Annotated in this window: 15 protein-coding genes; 4 read left to right on the plus strand and 11 right to left on the minus strand. The window is 66.7% G+C overall.

Going from position 1 to position 15,576, the window contains the following annotated elements; all coding sequences use genetic code 11:
• Window positions 1-7: 7 nt before the first annotated feature.
• Genes AWC18_RS13485 through AWC18_RS13500 form a run of 4 tightly spaced genes read left to right on the plus strand, consistent with a single transcriptional unit; the run spans window position 8 to window position 3,935 of the window.
• On the plus strand, window positions 8-1,243 hold the full coding sequence (locus tag AWC18_RS13485; protein ID WP_085139049.1) for an MCE family protein: 1,236 nt from the start codon (window positions 8-10) through the stop codon (window positions 1,241-1,243).
• A complete protein-coding gene (locus AWC18_RS13490) occupies window positions 1,240-2,490 on the plus strand; it encodes an MlaD family protein (protein ID WP_085139050.1) in 1,251 nt (416 codons plus the stop codon). The genes AWC18_RS13485 and AWC18_RS13490 overlap by 4 nt, the downstream gene beginning before the upstream one ends.
• 19 nt (window positions 2,491-2,509) lie before the next feature.
• Window positions 2,510-3,124, plus strand: a complete 615-nt coding sequence (locus AWC18_RS13495; protein ID WP_085139051.1) for an Rv1363c family protein — start codon at window positions 2,510-2,512, stop codon at window positions 3,122-3,124.
• Window positions 3,125-3,134: 10 nt separating this feature from the next.
• Complete coding sequence (locus tag AWC18_RS13500; protein WP_082961095.1) at window positions 3,135-3,935, plus strand: mannan-binding lectin; 801 nt, start codon at window positions 3,135-3,137, stop codon at window positions 3,933-3,935.
• On the opposite strand, the gene AWC18_RS13505 is transcribed toward AWC18_RS13500, so the two are convergent.
• From AWC18_RS13505 to AWC18_RS13555, 11 genes are read right to left on the minus strand one after another with little or no spacing between them, the layout of a single operon-like run.
• The gene (locus AWC18_RS13505; RefSeq protein ID WP_064997995.1) at window positions 3,932-4,600 is read right to left on the minus strand and encodes a YoaK family protein; all 669 of its coding nucleotides are present in this window, start codon (window positions 4,598-4,600) and stop codon (window positions 3,932-3,934) included. The two genes, AWC18_RS13500 and AWC18_RS13505, sit on opposite strands and share 4 nt — an antisense overlap.
• A 27-nt stretch (window positions 4,601-4,627) precedes the next feature.
• On the minus strand, window positions 4,628-5,278 hold the full coding sequence (locus AWC18_RS13510) for a mammalian cell entry protein (protein ID WP_064997994.1): 651 nt from the start codon (window positions 5,276-5,278) through the stop codon (window positions 4,628-4,630).
• Window positions 5,275-5,823, minus strand: coding sequence for an Rv1363c family protein (locus tag AWC18_RS13515; protein WP_064997993.1), 549 nt, complete (start codon window positions 5,821-5,823; stop codon window positions 5,275-5,277). The genes AWC18_RS13510 and AWC18_RS13515 overlap by 4 nt, the downstream gene beginning before the upstream one ends.
• On the minus strand, window positions 5,820-6,770 hold the full coding sequence (locus AWC18_RS13520) for an RDD family protein (RefSeq protein ID WP_064998028.1): 951 nt from the start codon (window positions 6,768-6,770) through the stop codon (window positions 5,820-5,822). Before AWC18_RS13520 ends, AWC18_RS13515 begins: the two co-directional genes overlap by 4 nt.
• A gap of 44 nt (window positions 6,771-6,814) precedes the next feature.
• Window positions 6,815-7,450, minus strand: a complete 636-nt coding sequence (locus tag AWC18_RS13525) for an Rv1363c family protein (protein ID WP_085139052.1) — start codon at window positions 7,448-7,450, stop codon at window positions 6,815-6,817.
• The gene (locus tag AWC18_RS13530) at window positions 7,420-9,012 is read right to left on the minus strand and encodes an MCE family protein (RefSeq protein WP_064997991.1); all 1,593 of its coding nucleotides are present in this window, start codon (window positions 9,010-9,012) and stop codon (window positions 7,420-7,422) included. Before AWC18_RS13530 ends, AWC18_RS13525 begins: the two co-directional genes overlap by 31 nt.
• The gene (locus tag AWC18_RS13535) at window positions 9,006-10,157 is read right to left on the minus strand and encodes an MCE family protein (protein WP_064997990.1); all 1,152 of its coding nucleotides are present in this window, start codon (window positions 10,155-10,157) and stop codon (window positions 9,006-9,008) included. Before AWC18_RS13535 ends, AWC18_RS13530 begins: the two co-directional genes overlap by 7 nt.
• Window positions 10,158-10,174: 17 nt before the next feature.
• Window positions 10,175-11,740, minus strand: a complete 1,566-nt coding sequence (locus AWC18_RS13540) for an MCE family protein (RefSeq protein WP_064997989.1) — start codon at window positions 11,738-11,740, stop codon at window positions 10,175-10,177.
• Entirely contained in the window at window positions 11,737-13,341 is a 1,605-nt protein-coding gene (locus AWC18_RS13545) for an MCE family protein (RefSeq protein WP_064998027.1), read from the minus strand. The genes AWC18_RS13540 and AWC18_RS13545 overlap by 4 nt, the downstream gene beginning before the upstream one ends.
• Entirely contained in the window at window positions 13,338-14,366 is a 1,029-nt protein-coding gene (locus AWC18_RS13550) for an MCE family protein (RefSeq protein WP_064997988.1), read from the minus strand. Before AWC18_RS13550 ends, AWC18_RS13545 begins: the two co-directional genes overlap by 4 nt.
• Window positions 14,363-15,574, minus strand: coding sequence for an MCE family protein (locus tag AWC18_RS13555; protein WP_076049325.1), 1,212 nt, complete (start codon window positions 15,572-15,574; stop codon window positions 14,363-14,365). The genes AWC18_RS13550 and AWC18_RS13555 overlap by 4 nt, the downstream gene beginning before the upstream one ends.
• Window positions 15,575-15,576: the final 2 nt, after the last annotated feature.

Consider the following 15,576-nt stretch of genomic DNA (forward strand, 5'->3'; position numbering starts at 1 on the left):
ATCACGATTGAGAAGGGCACCGAGGACCGCCGTGGCGCTGCTGTGCGGCGCGGTCATCGCCTCGTCGGTGGCCGGTTGCGGCACCAGTGGCCTGGACAGCCTGCCACTGCCGGCGCCGGGGATCGGGCGCGGCGGTTATCTGATCACCGCGGTGTTCGCCAACGCCCTGAACCTGCCCGGGCACGCCAAGGTCAAGCTCGCCGGCGCCGACGTCGGTCAGATGGAGACGATGGTCGCCCGCAACTACACCGCCGTCACCACCCTGCGCATCATGGACGGTGTCCAGATTCCCGCAGGCAGCACCGCCGAGTTGCGTTCGGCGACGCCGCTCGGTGACGTGTTCGTGGCGATCAAACCGCCGGTGCCGGTCGATCCGTCGGCACCGCTGCTCACCGACGGCGACACGATCGGCCTGGAGTCCACCGCCTCGGCGGCCACCGTCGAGTCGGTTTTGAGTTCGGCTGCGCTGCTGGTCAATGGCGGTGCGGTGCAGAACTTCACCAACGTCATCAACGGCGCCGGAAAGGCGACCGGTGACCAGGGCCAGGCGTTCGGCAAACTGATCAGCCAGTCCAACGACCTGCTGCGAAAGCTCAACGCCCGGTCGGGTGAGATCGAGTCGTCGCTGCGCGAAACCAGCCAGCTCGCAGAGCGCCTCGACGCCCGCAGCGCGGCGCTCACAGACGTGCTCGACGCGGCGGGCCCGGCCACCGACACGATGGTCGACAACACCACCCAGATCGCCGACCTGGTCGAACAACTCGGTGCCACCAGCCGGCAGCTGGCCCGGTTCCCGTCGATCGCCGGAACCGACGACTCAGGGCACAGTTTCGTCAAGGACGCCAACATCCTCGCCAGCGCCTGGAACGACATGGCCACCGATCCCGACCTCAGCCTGTACGCACTGAACCGGCTGATGGCACCGATGATCAAGATCACGGCGGGCACCGGCGCGGCCATGCACGCCAGCATCGATCGCCTGGTGTGGGGTTCGATGCCCGACGCCGGGTTCAAGGGCGACCCCGCGTTCCACGGCCCGAAGCGCTATGACTGGGCCAAGTTGGCCGGCTCGATCAAATACGCGCTGTGGCGGCTGCAGGAACGTGTGGTGGGCCGCGGACCGGACACCGATATGGGACAGGCGCCGTGGACCGCGATCGGTCCCCCGATGCCGCCTACGCCGGCAGAGCTGGAGATGGAGGCCGCACAGGCCGGTCTGGTCGAACAGGGGCCGCGGCCATGATCGACGCCTTGAGCCGTCGGATCGTCGCACTGGTCCGGGCCGGATATCGCCGTAAGAACCTGTTGTCGGGAATCGCGCTCGCGATGACCCTGGTGGTGGCCACCGGGTATCTCCTGGTGGGCGCACTGCGGGTGAATCCGGCGCGGTCCACCTACCAGATCACCATCGCGCTGCCCGATTCCGGCGGCCTGCTGGCCAACCAGGACGTGTCGGTGCGCGGTGTGCCGGTGGGCCGCATCGAGTCGCTGCGCGTCACCAGCGGTGGCGTCGACGCGGTCGTCAACATCGACTCCAAGGTGAAGATCCCCGCCGACAGCCCGGTGCGCGTCTCCGGCCTCTCGGCTGCCGGTGAGCAATACATCGACTTCGAGCCGCCGTCGAGTTCCGGGCCTTATCTGACACGGGGCAGCGTGGTCTCCAAGGATCGCGCCACCACGCCTATCCCGATTTCGCAGTTGCTCGCCGACGCGGACGGCATGCTCGCGCAGACCGACACCCGCAAGATGGAGCTGATCAAGAAGGAGCTCAGCCTTTCCGACGAAGGCCCGCGCAAGCTCACCGACATCGTTGACGGTGGGTCCTTCCTGTTGTCCACCCTGGATTCGGTGCTGCCGGAGACGGTGAGCCTGCTCAAGTCAAGCCGCGTGGTGCTGACCATGCTCAGCGACGTCAACAACGGTATGGCTACGACCGCGACGAACCTGGACAAGGTGTTTCGGGGGATCACTCCGATGATCGGCGGGTACAACCGGCTGCTCGATCAGACACCCGGAATGTTGGCGGGCGTCGACAGCGTCTTCGACGACAACTCCGACGTCATGGTGGGCCTGCTGGGCAACCTGGCCACCGTGTCTCAGCTGCTCTACGTCCGCGTACCGGCGCTCAATGCGCTGTTCCCCAACTACCGCGGTTCGACGTTGGAGGCGCTCAGCTCGGTGATCCGCGAGGACGGCATGTGGTCCACCGTGGATGCCTACCCCCGCTACACCTGCGACTATGGCACCCCACGGCGCCCCCCGTCAGCCGCGGACTTCCCTGAACCGTTCCTGTACGGGTACTGCCGCGACACCGATCAGTCGGTGCTGGTGCGCGGTGCCCACAATGCGCCACGGCCACCGGGAGACGACACCGCAGGACCACCCCCGGGCGCCGACCTCGCCGCGACCACCGATCCCACCCCCAAGGGCCGGTACACGATTCCGACCGAGTACGGCGGACCACCGCTGTTGATCGACCCGCCCCGCTGATGTTCAAGGAGACACCGCGGTGAGTACCGCTGAGGAACCGACCGCGCCCGACCGCACCGAAGACGCGGAATCCGCTGCGAGCGAGCCGGAGTCGACCGCTGTGGAGCCGGTGGAGGACACTGCGGTCGTTGCGGCTGCCCCGACGCCGGTTGGGAAGCGTCCGGCGCTCTGGCGGCGTGTGGCCATCGCGGGGACCTATCTGGTGGTCTTCGGGTTGGTCATCGCTTTCAGTTGGCAACTGTGGCAACAACATCGGCTCTCCTCGGCGGAGGCCGCCGGGCGCCACGCCGCCGAGGACTACGCCCAGGTGTTGACCAGCATCGACTCCAGCAAGGTCGATGAGGACTTCAACGCGGTCCTCAACGGTGCGACCGGGGGTTTCAAGGACACCTACACCAAGGCCAGTGTGCAGCTGCGGCAGTTGCTGATCGACAACAAGGCCACGGCCCACGGCACCGTGGTGGAGTCGGCGGTGCAGTCCGGTTCGCCGGACAAAGTGGTGGTGCTGTTGATGGTGGATCAGACCATCACCAACACCACCCGCCCGGACCCGCGGGTGGACCGCAGCCGGATGAAGATGACGATGGAGAAGGTCGACGGCCGGTGGCTGGCGAGCAAAGTGGAATTGCCTTAGGAGGCAAGCTATGTGGGCGACCCGGTTACTGACGGGCGTGCTTGCCGCAACGTTTGCGGTGGCTACGGCGTCCGGGGCGCCGATCGCCGGCGCTTCGGCGCCGTCGTTCTGCGACCGCCTGGGCGGCAACTGGGACGGCCATTTCTGCAGTACTGACGTGCACTCGGAACGGCTGGCCACCCGCTACATCCGGATGGCGGTGCCCGGCGACCTCGTCGACCACCCGGTCGCCGGTCCCCCGATCCGCGAATACCTGTCGAAGTTGTTCACCAATTGGCGCACCAAAGGCGTGTCGATGGTCATCGACAGCTGGGGCAACGAGAACTACGAGATCTTCCACCACGGCAACGCGCTGACCGTGGTGTTCCACGAGGATTACCACGCCGAGGGGCCCTACATCAACAACGCCTACCGCACCTTCACCTTCGACATGGGGCCCGGCGGCCGGCAGCTGCAGTTGGCCGATATCACCAAACCCGGAATCGATCCGCTGGTGTCGATCCCGCAGTTGGGCGAGCCCTACATCGTCGAGGCACTGGACCGTGCGTTCTGGGAGCATCGGCCCGGCGACTACCCCTTTGTCCCGGAACGCTTCACCCCCGACAAGGTCTTCTCCGGCGGATACCGTTCGTGGGCCCTCACCGGCGATGAGCTGATCCTGTACATGCCCGACTACCCGGTCAGCCACGACAGTCCGATCCAGTACGACCAGATGCAGTGGTTCATGGACGGCGGCAACGTTCAAGCGCACATCCCGCTGTCGGCCCTGGCCTCAATCCTGCGCCCGGAGTACGGCGGGGCGGCCGGCTAGCCGTAGCGGAACAGGGCAAGGGTGGCCAGCACCACTGCCCCGCCCAGGGCGATCACCGGCGCCACCACCACACGGGTCAACGTGGCGCCGACGACGGCGCCGAGGATCATCACGAAAACGACGCCGTAACGCAGCTTTTCGCGTTCACCGGTCCCGCCGGCCAGTCGACTGTCCACCCCGATGCCGATGATCGTCGAGGTGAGCACCGTGGTGTAGAGCTCCTGGATGCCGAATTGGCGAGCGGTTGAGTTCTGCACGCCGAAGGCGACCGCCAGCCCGGCGATCAACAGCAGTTTGCTGGTCCCGTCGTAGCTGATCACGCCGATCCCGGCCAGCACGGCCAGCATCAGCAGCAGCCCCGCCTCCAGACCCAGGGCGATCGTGAGCCAGTGCCGGGGCCGCTGGTCCCCGAATATCCGGAACAGCCGGCCGCCGATGATCGCGCCCAGCAGGAATCCGGCCACCGCCACAATCGCGGCGGTCAGATCGAATCCGGAGCCCGGGACGAACAGGAATCCCAGGAAGATCGCATTGCCGGTCATATTGGCCACGAACACCCGGCCGAGCACCAACACGCTGACCGCGTCGACCAGTCCCGTGGCGAAGGTCAGCAGCAGTAGGGCGATCACGGTGCGCCGCTGCGACAACGGCGACGCGATCGGCATGCTTACCGCTACCCTGCCCGGCCTGCGCTAGCCCTGCAGGCGCGGGGTCAGGTCCAGCGAAGTGATGGTGGGCATCCTGGTGACCACCCACCGGTTGTGGTCGCGCTTCATGTGCAGCCGGTAGGTCAGGTACTTGATCTGCGGGATCGACTTGCTCAGTTCACTGGTCGCCGTGGTGTTGGTGTAGACGATCACCGTCGCTTCGGGACCATCGAGGGACTCCACTGCCGCACCGACGATCTCGGTGGTGTCGGTGACCTTCGCCTGTTTGTTGCTGTCGGCGATGGCGTCGATGAACTTGCGATACTGGGCTTCCAGGTCGCCACTGAGATAGACCGATGCCCGATCCGGCAGCGAGTCCATGTTCTCCGGGGTGTAGTTCCACAGCGTGTGGATCGCCCGGGCCGCGGTCCTGGCGATGTCGAGCTTGATGGCCACCTCTGCCCGGTCGAGGAGATACGGCTGCGCTGCGGCCGCCGCGAATCCGGCGGCACCCACGAATGCGGCAGCCGACACCGCCACCGCGAGGCGCACACCGATCTTGCGCCGGGGGCGCTTGGCCGCTGCCTGATCGGTCGCGGAAGCGTCTTCGTCGGCTACGGAGTCGACGTCGTCCGGCCTTTCCGCGCCCTCGTCGACCACCGCCTCGCCCTCGTCGGCCCCGGAGGACTCGGTCACAGCACCTGGTTCAGATTGCTGATCTTCCACTGGTCCCCTTCCTTCTGCGCTGTCGCCAGCCAACGACTCGCCACCTTGATGTCGTGCTTGCCGTCCGGCGACTTGCTGCTGTTCTCTACGGCCACCAGCAGGCTGACGCTGCCGTCGTCATTCCACCGCTCGATTCCGGCGGCCCTGACCAGGCCGGTGGTCGGCTCACTACGCGCCACCGCGATCAGGATCTGATTGGCCTTCTCCTGGTACTGCTGAGCGAAGTCACCGGTGGCGTGGTCCATGACATTGGCCAGGTAGTCGTTGGCGTGGAATGGATCCGGCGAGGTGAACATCGTCATGAACGACTCGACCGCGTCCCGCGCCTCGACGTTGCGCACCGCCGCACGCCGGTGCTGTTCGTGGGTGATCAGCGTCATCGCGCACACCGCGATGGCGGCGGCGGTCACCACCAGCGACGTCGCGATCACTATCGGCAGCCGTCGGCGCCGGGGCACCGCCGCCTGGGCGAACAGCGGTTGCGATTCGGTGGACACGCGGCGGCGCGGGCTCATTTCTCCCCCTGGACCGGCAGCGGCTTGCTGACCACATCTAGATCGTCGACGCGCCAGGTTCCCGCTTCCTGCACGAACGCCACCTCGACGGTGGCGCTGATCAGCCTCTCCTTACCGGGTGTTCCCCGCTGGCCCTGCAGGAACAGCAGCATGGTGGCGCGGTGCGGAGAGGCGTGGAGGACCGCGGCATCGGTCACCCGATAGAAGTTCGGAACCGGCTCGGAGTCGCGGATCGCGTCCTGCTGGGGAACGAGCTGCTGGCGATATTTCTCGGTGGCCAACGATTGCGCGCGTTCGAAGTCTTCCGCCAAGGTCTCCGGGTCGTAGGACAACATGTCCGCCACGATCTTCGGCCCCTGTCGGGTGATCTCAGCCTGGGCCCGATCCGAGTTGTGGTCATTCTGGTAGACCACGCCGTATGCCGTGGCAGCAGCGATCAGGCTCGCCGCGGCCGCGGCCACGAACACCCGTGCGGTCACGACCCGGATGTTGGCCGGTGGCTGCCGCTGCGCCGCCGGGCGCACTTCGGTACGGGTCAGCAGGTCGGCGAACGTTCGGCGCCGCCGGTCGCGCAGCGGCCAGATCCAGCCGAGCAGAACCGGCACGGTGTCGACGAGGTGCGCGGCCTCGCGCAGCAACAGTCGGCCCGCTCCGGGGGCCGCGCCATCGGCACCGCGCACCACCTCGATTCCGGTGAACGCGCGACCCAGGCTCCATCCCTTGAGCGCCGGCAGGAAAATCCGGTTGACCTCGGTCGCCAGGAACACCAGCCCGGCGATTCCCGACACCAGCCAGCGCCAGATGCTGTCGGACGGCAGGCTGAGAGCAAGCATGCCGGTGCTGGCCATCACCGCCGAACCGGGCAGCAGATCGATCGCGATCGCCGTGGCGCGGGTCTGCCAGCGGGCCGGCTCGGGAGGCGCAGCGTCGGCCACCGGTTCGACCACCGTGTCGCCCGCCGGATCGGCCACCGCGTCGGCCACTGGTTCGGTCACCTGGCCACCTGGTCGAGCTTCGCGATTCGGTACTCGCCGTCCTCGCGAACCATCTGGGCCCGCAGCCGGTAGCCCACCTCTTTGCCCTGAGTCTCGATGTTGTTGATCTTCACCCGGAACGCCACCAGGATGTCGACGGACCCGTCCGGGTTGTTGCGCTCCACCGCGGCGCCCATCTCGGTCACGTCGGCATGGACTTTCGCCGCCTGATAGGCGTGCACGAACATCTCCGCGTACAGGGCCACCTGGGTGCGGAACTCGCCCGTCGTGCAGTTCAGGATCTTCTGCTGGGCCAGGGCGATGTCCCGCCCGTCCGGAGCCTGGGTGGCCAGCACGCACTCTTTGGCCGCCGCTATCGCCACGGCATTGTCACGGGCCAACTGCTGGCTCGCCGCGTGGTCGCGCAGGGCGAGTACGCCCGCGGCCACCAAACCCGCGGCCAACAGCAACAACAGCACACAGATACCCACCTGCCGGCGACGGCCGAGACGCGACGGTGCCGAGTCGGTCGACTCCTGCGGAGCTTCCTGCTCCGCATCCGTCACCGCGTCTTCGGTGTCCTTAGCCGAGATATCTGTGGTCTGCTGGTCCTCGTCCGTGCTCAGCGGAACGGTGCCAGCATCCCCTTCCATCCGTCGTCTCCTATGTTCATCGAGTTCTCGACGGAGTATTCGACGCCGTCTGGCCCCACCGCCTGGCCACTCTGCGGATTGTAGATCGCGGACGGTCCGCCACCGGGGGTGTAGATGCAGGGGTTCGGTTGTTGCCCGTTGCACTGCACGCTACCCGTCCCCGGCCGCGACAGCGGGTCGCTGGTCGGCGGCGGAGTCGGCGGCACCATGTCCGCCGGTAGCGGGTTGAGGCCGGTGTTGACCGACGGTGCCGGGATCACGTGACCCGGCTCGACGGGCTGATCACAGCGCGCGCCCAGCGCCGGGCAGTTCCGGATCTGGTTGGGATCGCCGTACCAGGGGTTGGTGCCCAGCGGAACGTACGGCTTGTCGCTGCGGCATTCCTTGGGTGTCGGGGCACGCTTGCCGGGCACGTCGACACACGGGATGTTGCGGACGCCGCGAACATTGTTGGCCGGTGTGTCCTGTGGAATGCGGCAGGAGACATCCGGCAGTTCGGCCGGACTGGTGTCGGCGAAGGCACGCCACTCCGAAGCCGGCAGGTAGCCGGTCAGACACGGTGCCGGGTAGTTCAGGCTCAGGCCCGGGATCGGCACCGGGAAGATCGGGCCGGGGAACGCCCCGAGCGCCACGCCCAGAGATGCGCGCCCCGGGTAGGTCGCACTCACGGTCTGGATGATCGAGCCGGCCTGGGGCAGGAAGACCAGCACCTGCTCGGTGTTCCGGTTATAGCGCTTGAACATATCGGTCAAGATCGCCATGTTGGCCATCAGCTGCGGCAGGCTGTCCTTGGTGTCGTTGAACACCGTGTGCACCTGATCGATCAGCGGTGGCAGGTCCGAGACGATGTGCTTCACCGTGTCTTCCCGGCTGGCGGCCTGGCTGGACAGGATGTTCAGGTTCCGGGCCCATTGATGGATGGCGTCGCCGGAGTCGGTCTGGCTCTCGATGATGGGCGCCGACTTCTCCACGATGTCGTTGACATCGTCGAGGTTTGCCTTGAAGTCGCCGACGATCGCTTGGGTGGCATCGACCAGTCGTTGTAGTGAGGGGCCCAGCCCGCCCACAGCTGTCGCCGTCTCATCGAGCAGCGACGAGATCTTGCCGGCCGGCAACGCCGCCAGCCCACGGTTGGCGGTGTCGAGTGCCGGGCCGATCGCAGAGGGGACGGTGCCCGTCGTGATCGTCTGGCCCTCCTTCAGGTACTGGCCGGGGTTACCGGTCGACACCAGGTCCAGGTACTGCTCACCGATCGCCGACACCGAATGCACGTTGGCACTCGCGTCCACCGGAATCTTGTACTTGCTGGAGATCTGGAACGTGGCCTGCGCACCGGATTCGGTCGGTTCGACGCTGGTGACCCGGCCGATGATGGTGCCGCGGTAGGTGACGTTGGCGGTCTTGTACAGACCACCCGCCTCGGGCAGATCCGCCTTCAGCGTGTACTGGCCCAGACCTGCCAGGGTAGGCAACCGCAGGTAGTAGACGCCCAACACCAGCAGCGACACCGCCGTCAGGATGCTGAAGATGACCAGCTGTCGTTTGATCTGTGGTTTCAGCAATTCCGGTCAGCCCTTTCCACATACGGACCGCCGGGCGCGGTGGCCGGGTTCGGCGTGTACCGAACGTCCGGGATCATCTTCTCCGGGTCGTGGCCGAACGACTGCTCCAGCGCTCGCAGCATTCCGGAGAAACCGGTACCGGTCAGGATCGCGTTGTCGATGGACGCGTAGGTGAGGTCGACCACCAGCGAGGTGTTGATGAAGTCACCGCGAACTGCCTTGAAGGCACCGTCGACGTGGTACGGCGCGGTGATCATCACCTGCATCAGGTCAGGCAGGTACGGCGACGCCTTGCGCAGTTCCCGTGCCGGGCACTGGAACGACGTCAAGACCTTGTGCAGGTCGGACCGCGCGGGCGCGATCTGCTGGTTGACCTGAGTGCCCATGGCGCCCAGCGCGTCGACGGCGTTGATGAAGACCGCCTGCTGTTCGTTGAAGTACTTGAACAACGGCGGGAAGTCCGTCAGGGCCTTCTCAATGCTGTCGTTGTGCGAACCGAAGTAGCTCAGCAACCGGTTGCTCGAATCGATGGCCCGGGTGATGTCCTCACGCTGGTCGTTGAGGTTGCCGATGAACGTGTCCAGCTTGGTCAGAAACGCCCGGATCTGGTCGGCCCGCCCGTTGGCCAGCGCGGCGAACTCTGTGGTGATGGTGTCCAGATCGGACAACCCGCCGCGTTGCAGAATCAGCGCCAGCCCCGCCAGCGTGCGTTCGATGGTCGGGTAGGAGGTCGAGTTGTCCAGACCGATCGTGTCGCCGTCGCGCAGCTCGCCCACCGGGTCAGCCGGGGAGCGCAACTCGATGTGCTGCGAACCCAGCAGGCTGGTCTGGCCGATCTTGGCCGTGGCGTTGCGCGGCAGGTGAACGTCCTTGTTCAGCTTCAGTTTGAGCGTGGCGACCCAGTTCTTGAGCTCGATCCGCTCGACGGCGCCGACGAAGACATCGGCCACCAGGACTCGGCTGTTTCCATTGAGCGCCAGCGTGTCCGGCACCTGGACGTACACGGTGTAGGCGCCCTTGCCGCCGCCGGGGCCGCCGGGCAGCGGCACGTTGGCGATACCGCGCCAGCTGCTGCACGACGACAGCGTCAGGGCGGCCATCAGCAGCACCAGAGCCTGCCAGCCGCGTCGGCTGACCGTCTTCATCCCTGTCCTCCGTCTCATCAGCCGTCACCTCGCGGCGGAAGCGGTGCCACCGGTCCTGGGATCACGTTGGCGGCCGGCGGGGGCGGCGGTATCGGCGCCACGCCGGGAGGCTGACCGATGAACGGCAGCGGGCCGGCGGACTCGTCATAGGAGTTCGGCGGGCCGGGCGGCGTCTGGAACTGCGAGTCGACCGGGGCCGGGTCGGGGCCGCCCATCAACTGCGCCAGCGATTCGGGGGTGAGCAGCCGGGCGGTGTCGTGACCGGGCTCCACACCCTGCATCCCGGGCGCGGTGATCCAGCCCGGCTGGGTGTTGCGGTGCGCGGTCGGGGTGTCGGGCACCCAGATGCCCGGGACGGTGGTGTCCTTGTATCCCGGCGGCGGCTGCAGCCGCGGCTCGGAGTAGGCGATCTCCTTGGGCGTGGTGTACGCACTGGTCCAGATGTTGATACCGAACGGCAGGTAGTTGAACTTGATCGCGTCGGCCACCGGAGCCAGGTACTCCGCGCACAACTCCGCGGATTCCTGGTAACCCAACCGGCTGCCTGCCTGGATGGCGCTGCAGATGAACTCCATCGGGTTGGCGAAGTTCACCAGAACCGGGGAACCCAGCACCATGCCCTGCGCCGGGTGGTAGATCTCGTCCACGCCGGCCAACACGTTCGGCAGGATGTGCAACGCGGTCTCGAAGCCGTCCAGTGCGTCGGGCTGGGTGATCGCGGTGGTCACCTCTTCGACGTTGTTGATGCTCTGGACCAGCGGCTTGGCGTTCTGGTTGAGGAACGCCTTGACGATCGTCATGGTGGCGTAGAACTGGTCGGTGGCCGTCGCCAGCGCCTGATCGGTGCTGTTCAGGTTGCTGGTGAACTTGGCCAGATCCCGGTTCAGCGCGACGAACTGCTGGTCGTTGTGGTCCAGCGCCTTGACGAACAGCGCCAGGCTGCGAACCACCGCGAAGAAGTCACCGCGGCCCTTGTTCAGGGCGGTCAACGCATCCGACAGGCTGTCGAACGCCGTGTTGATCTCCTGGCCCTTGCCGGCCAGCCCGTCGGCGAACGATTCGATGGCCTCGCCGATCGGCCCCTTGGGCTGCTCGGGGGTGGGTCCCAACTTGTTGATGATGTTGGTGACGTCGTTGCGCAGCGTGTCCCATTCGACCGGGACCTCGGTGCGCTCCTCGGGGATGACGGCCTTGTCGCCCAGCACCGGGCCGCCCCGGTAGGGCGGCTCCAACTGGATGGTCCGTGATGCGACCAGCGTCGGGTTCAAGATGATCGCCTTGGCGTCGGCGGGCACCTTGTACTTGTTGTTGTAGTGCAGGGTGACCTTCATCTTGTCGCCGGCCGGCTCGATCTTGTCGATCGCGCCCACCCGGACACCCATGATCTGCACCGCGTCACCGGGGTACAGCGCGTCGGTCTGCGGGAAGTACGCGACGACGCTGTTGCTGTTGAGCTTGCGGAACAGCTGCACTCCCCCGAAGGCAGCCACCAGGGCCAGCGCCAACACCAGGGAGCCGATGATCACCGTCGCACGCGACCGCTCCGGCAGTCGCACGTTGCGAACATCAAAGACGGTACTCACGGCCGCTCACTCCCTCTTGCGCCACCGCCGCCACCGGGCTGGCTGTTACCACCTTCGCCCGGAGCGATGAACGGTGCCGGTAGCTGGTTGCCGGGTCCGGGCGGAGCCGGCGGACCGGGTGCCCGAGGTGCCGGTGGCGGGGCCGCGCCCGGGTTGGCCGGAGCCGGACCGGCGACCGGGCCCAGCGGCTCGGTACGCGCACCGGGGTTGCCCTCCGGCAGCGGAACCGGGGTACCGGGCACCACCGGCGGGGCCTCGCCCGGGCGGCCCGAGATCGGGACGCCCGGTGAGGCGGGCAGGCCGTCGGGGTTCGGCGGCGAGAACAACACGTCGGTCGGCCCCGGGTACGGGCCGCTCGGCCCGAACGGCCCGGAGTTCGGGTCGAGGTTCGCACAGGGCAGCGGGTTGGCCGGGGTCGGGAACATGCCCGCAGCCGGCGCGTAGGAACACGGCGTTCCGGGTGCGACCGCCGGCCCGGGGTGCTCGGGGGTGCCCTCGATCACCTGCGGAGCAGGCGGCGGTGCACCGTTGGCGAACCGGGTGCCGTTGGGGTCGGGGTAGCGGAACTCCGGCAGGCCGGCGTTGCGCCAGAACTCCTCCGGCGAGATGCCGCGCTTCTTGAAGGCCGCGTCCACCCACGGCTGCAGGATCCAGAACGGAACCAGGTTCAGAGTTGAGACCTTGAAGTACGGCCCCGAGGCGATCGCGTCGTTCACGATCGTCAGGTACCTGCCCAGGATGGTGTTCATCTCGCGCAGGTCATCTTTGCGCCGCACCAGCATGTCGGTGATGTTGGAGGCCTCTTCGAACACGTGGTTCAGATCCAGGCCCGGGTTGTCACGGACCAAGCCCTGAACCTGCTCGCCGAAGTAGGCGATGTTGCCCAGCAACGCCGAGATCGCCTGGCTGCGCTGGTTGACCGCTGCCGATAAGGTCTGGGTGTTGCGCAGCAGGGCGTCGATCTGGTTGCTGCGGTCCCCGATCACGCTGGCGACCTGATTGGTCTGCGCCAGCAGGTGGGTGATCTCGTCGTCACGCTTGCCGATGGTGTCGGAGAACTTCGCGACCCCGTCGAGGGCGGCGCTCAAGTCGGGGTAGGTCTCATCGACCGTCTCCGAGAGCACCTTCAGCGACTTCTTGACCGTGTCGATGTCCCAGCCGGAGGCGGCTTTGGTGGCGTCGAAAACCGCGTCGTAGAGCTGGTAGGGCGTGGTGCTCTGGCCCAGCGGCAGCACACCCTGCGGCGCAATCCGCCGCTCGCCCTTGGGCTCGATCGCCAGGACCTTGCGGCCCAGGATGGTGTCGGTCTTGACGCCGATCACGCTGTCGGTGCCGATCGGGTTGGCCCCGACCGAGAACTTCACCAGCACATGGTCATTCTCGATCGACAGGTCTTGGACCTTGCCGACGTCCACACCGGAGATGCGCACCTTGTCACCGGGGGTCAGTCCACCGGTGTCGGAGAGCTGCCCGTAGTAACTCGGTTCGGCGAAGAGCATGGGCACCGTGGTGAAGCTCTGCCCCACCAGGGTCACCAGCGCCGTGGTGACGACGCCGATGATGCCGATCCGTGCCCGGTTGGGCGGTTCGAGGGTCCTCACTGCGGCGTGCACCTCCCCGTCGGTTGCTGCCACAACCGGACGTTGCGGACCGGTCCACCGGGCTGCAGGCCAGGAAGCTTGATGGTCGCGTCACAGATGTAGAAGTTGAAGAAGTCACCGTAGACACCGGTGCGCCCGATCAGCTTCAGCGCCTTCGGAATCTTCTGCAACAGCTCGTCGACGTCGTTGAGCCGGTCCGGCGGCTCGGGACCCGCCACCGGGAACAGGCTGTGCAACGCGGTGCGGTTGTCGGCCAGCAGGTCCGCCAGGTTGCCCGCGGCGTTGCCGAACTCCGCGGTGCCGTTGGCCAAGCCGGTGGCGTGGCTGTTGAGGCCTTGGACCAGCTTGTCGAAGTTGTCGACCGTCTCATCGAAGGTCTGACGGTGGCGAACCGCGGTGTCCAGGACCACGTTCAGGTTCCGCACGACCTCCCCGATGGCCGCATCGCGATCAGCGATGTGCGCGGTGAGCTGGGCGGTCTGCTCCAGGATGTCGTTGATGGTGCCGCCCTGACCCTGGAACACCGTGACGATGGTCGAGGCGATGGTGTTGATCTTCTCCGGGTCCAGCGCCCGGAACACCGGCTTGAAGCCGCCGATCAGCGCGTCCAGGTCCAGCGCCGGTTCGGTGCGGGAAGCCGGAATGAATCCGCCCGCGGGCAGCCGCTGGTCGGCGCCTTCTCCCTCGCCCCGCTTGAGTTCCAGGTAGCGGTTGCCGATGAGGTCGTCGTAGCGGATCTGCGCGGTGCTCGACTGGTACAGCGGCAGTGACCGGTCGACTTCGAAGTCGACCACGGCCCGGCGGCCGCCGTCGACCAGCCGGACCTTTTTGACCTTGCCGATCTCCACCCCGGAGGCGCGGACGAACTGGCCGGGGCGCAGGCCGCTGGCGTTGGTGAACTCCGCGGAGTAGCGGGTTGTCCGGTCGAATCGAACCTGACCGAACACCACGACAAGGCCGACCGTGAAGAGCAGCAGCACCGAGCCGACGGCGCCGAGTTTGAGGGCGGTTCTGGTGATGTTCATGGGTTGATCGTGTTATCCCCGACTTGGCGACCCCAGATGTAATCAACAGCCAGGGGCGATCCGGTATCAAAGTGGTTGTACGGCGCTTGGCTGACTCCTGTGTCGGCCACCAGGTACGGCGCCGGCCAGAAGTCGTGGGTGATTTTCTGCCAGCAGCCCGGCGCACCGCCGGGGCCACCGCGAGCGTTGATGCGGGGCAGGTTCTCCGGGTAGATGTACGGGTTGGCCGGGCCCACCAGCTCACTGACGGTGTCGAGGGCGTAGCCGTCGCCACCGAGGAATTCGTAGACCTTGGGCGCCCCCTCGGCGAGGTTGCGGATGGCGCAGAACAATTCCGGGCTGTACTCGTCCAGCAGCGCCGACACCGGGACCAGGTCGGAGAACTGGCGGCGGAAGTACGGTCCGAACCGCTCGGTGACATCTGCCCCGAGGTTGCCCACCCCGGCGGCCCCCAGCAGGGCCGCGTCCAGTTCCTTCTGCTGGTTGGTGATCGTCCGGACGGTGACGACCGAGGTGTCTAAGAAGTTGATCAGGTCCGGTGCTCCATCGGCGTAGACCTCGGCCAGGTTCGCGAACCCCTTGAGGTCACGACGGAAGGACGGCATCCGCTCGTTGGCGTCGTCGAGGATCTTGTTGCCGTTGACCAGCGATTCGCCGAGCTTGTCGCCCAAGCCGGTCAACGCCTCGGCCGCGGCGTGCAGCGTCAGGTTCAGCTTGATCGGGTCGACGTGCTCCGAGAGGTTGTTGATGGTCTCGAACAGCGTGTTGAGCTCCGTCGTCACCGAGGTCGCGATGATGTTCTTGCTGGTGATGCGTTCCCGCGCCGGGTGTTCCGGCGCGGTGAGCGACACGTACTTGTTGCCGAACAGCGTGGTGGCCAAGATGTCGGCCTTGACGTTGGACGGAATCAGCTTGAGGTACTTGGGGTTCACGTCGAGGGTGAACTGGGCGGCCGGCTTGTTCTCGTATTCGGTGGGCTCAATGGCGGCCACCCGCCCGATCTGCACGCCGTTGTAGGTCACCGGGCCGCCGGGGTCCATCACCAGACCGGCCCGCGGCGCGACCATGGTCAGCGACGTCGTCTTGGTGAAGGCGCCACGGAACTGGCCGTAGACCAGGCCACCGATCAATGCCAGGACCGCGAAGGTCACCACGCCCGCGAGCCGGTACGGCGGGTTGTGCACTCTGTTCTGCTTCCCGGTTGCCATGC

The sequence above is a fragment of the Mycolicibacter nonchromogenicus genome (assembly GCF_002101775.1).
Classification (GTDB): domain Bacteria; phylum Actinomycetota; class Actinomycetes; order Mycobacteriales; family Mycobacteriaceae; genus Mycobacterium; species Mycobacterium nonchromogenicum.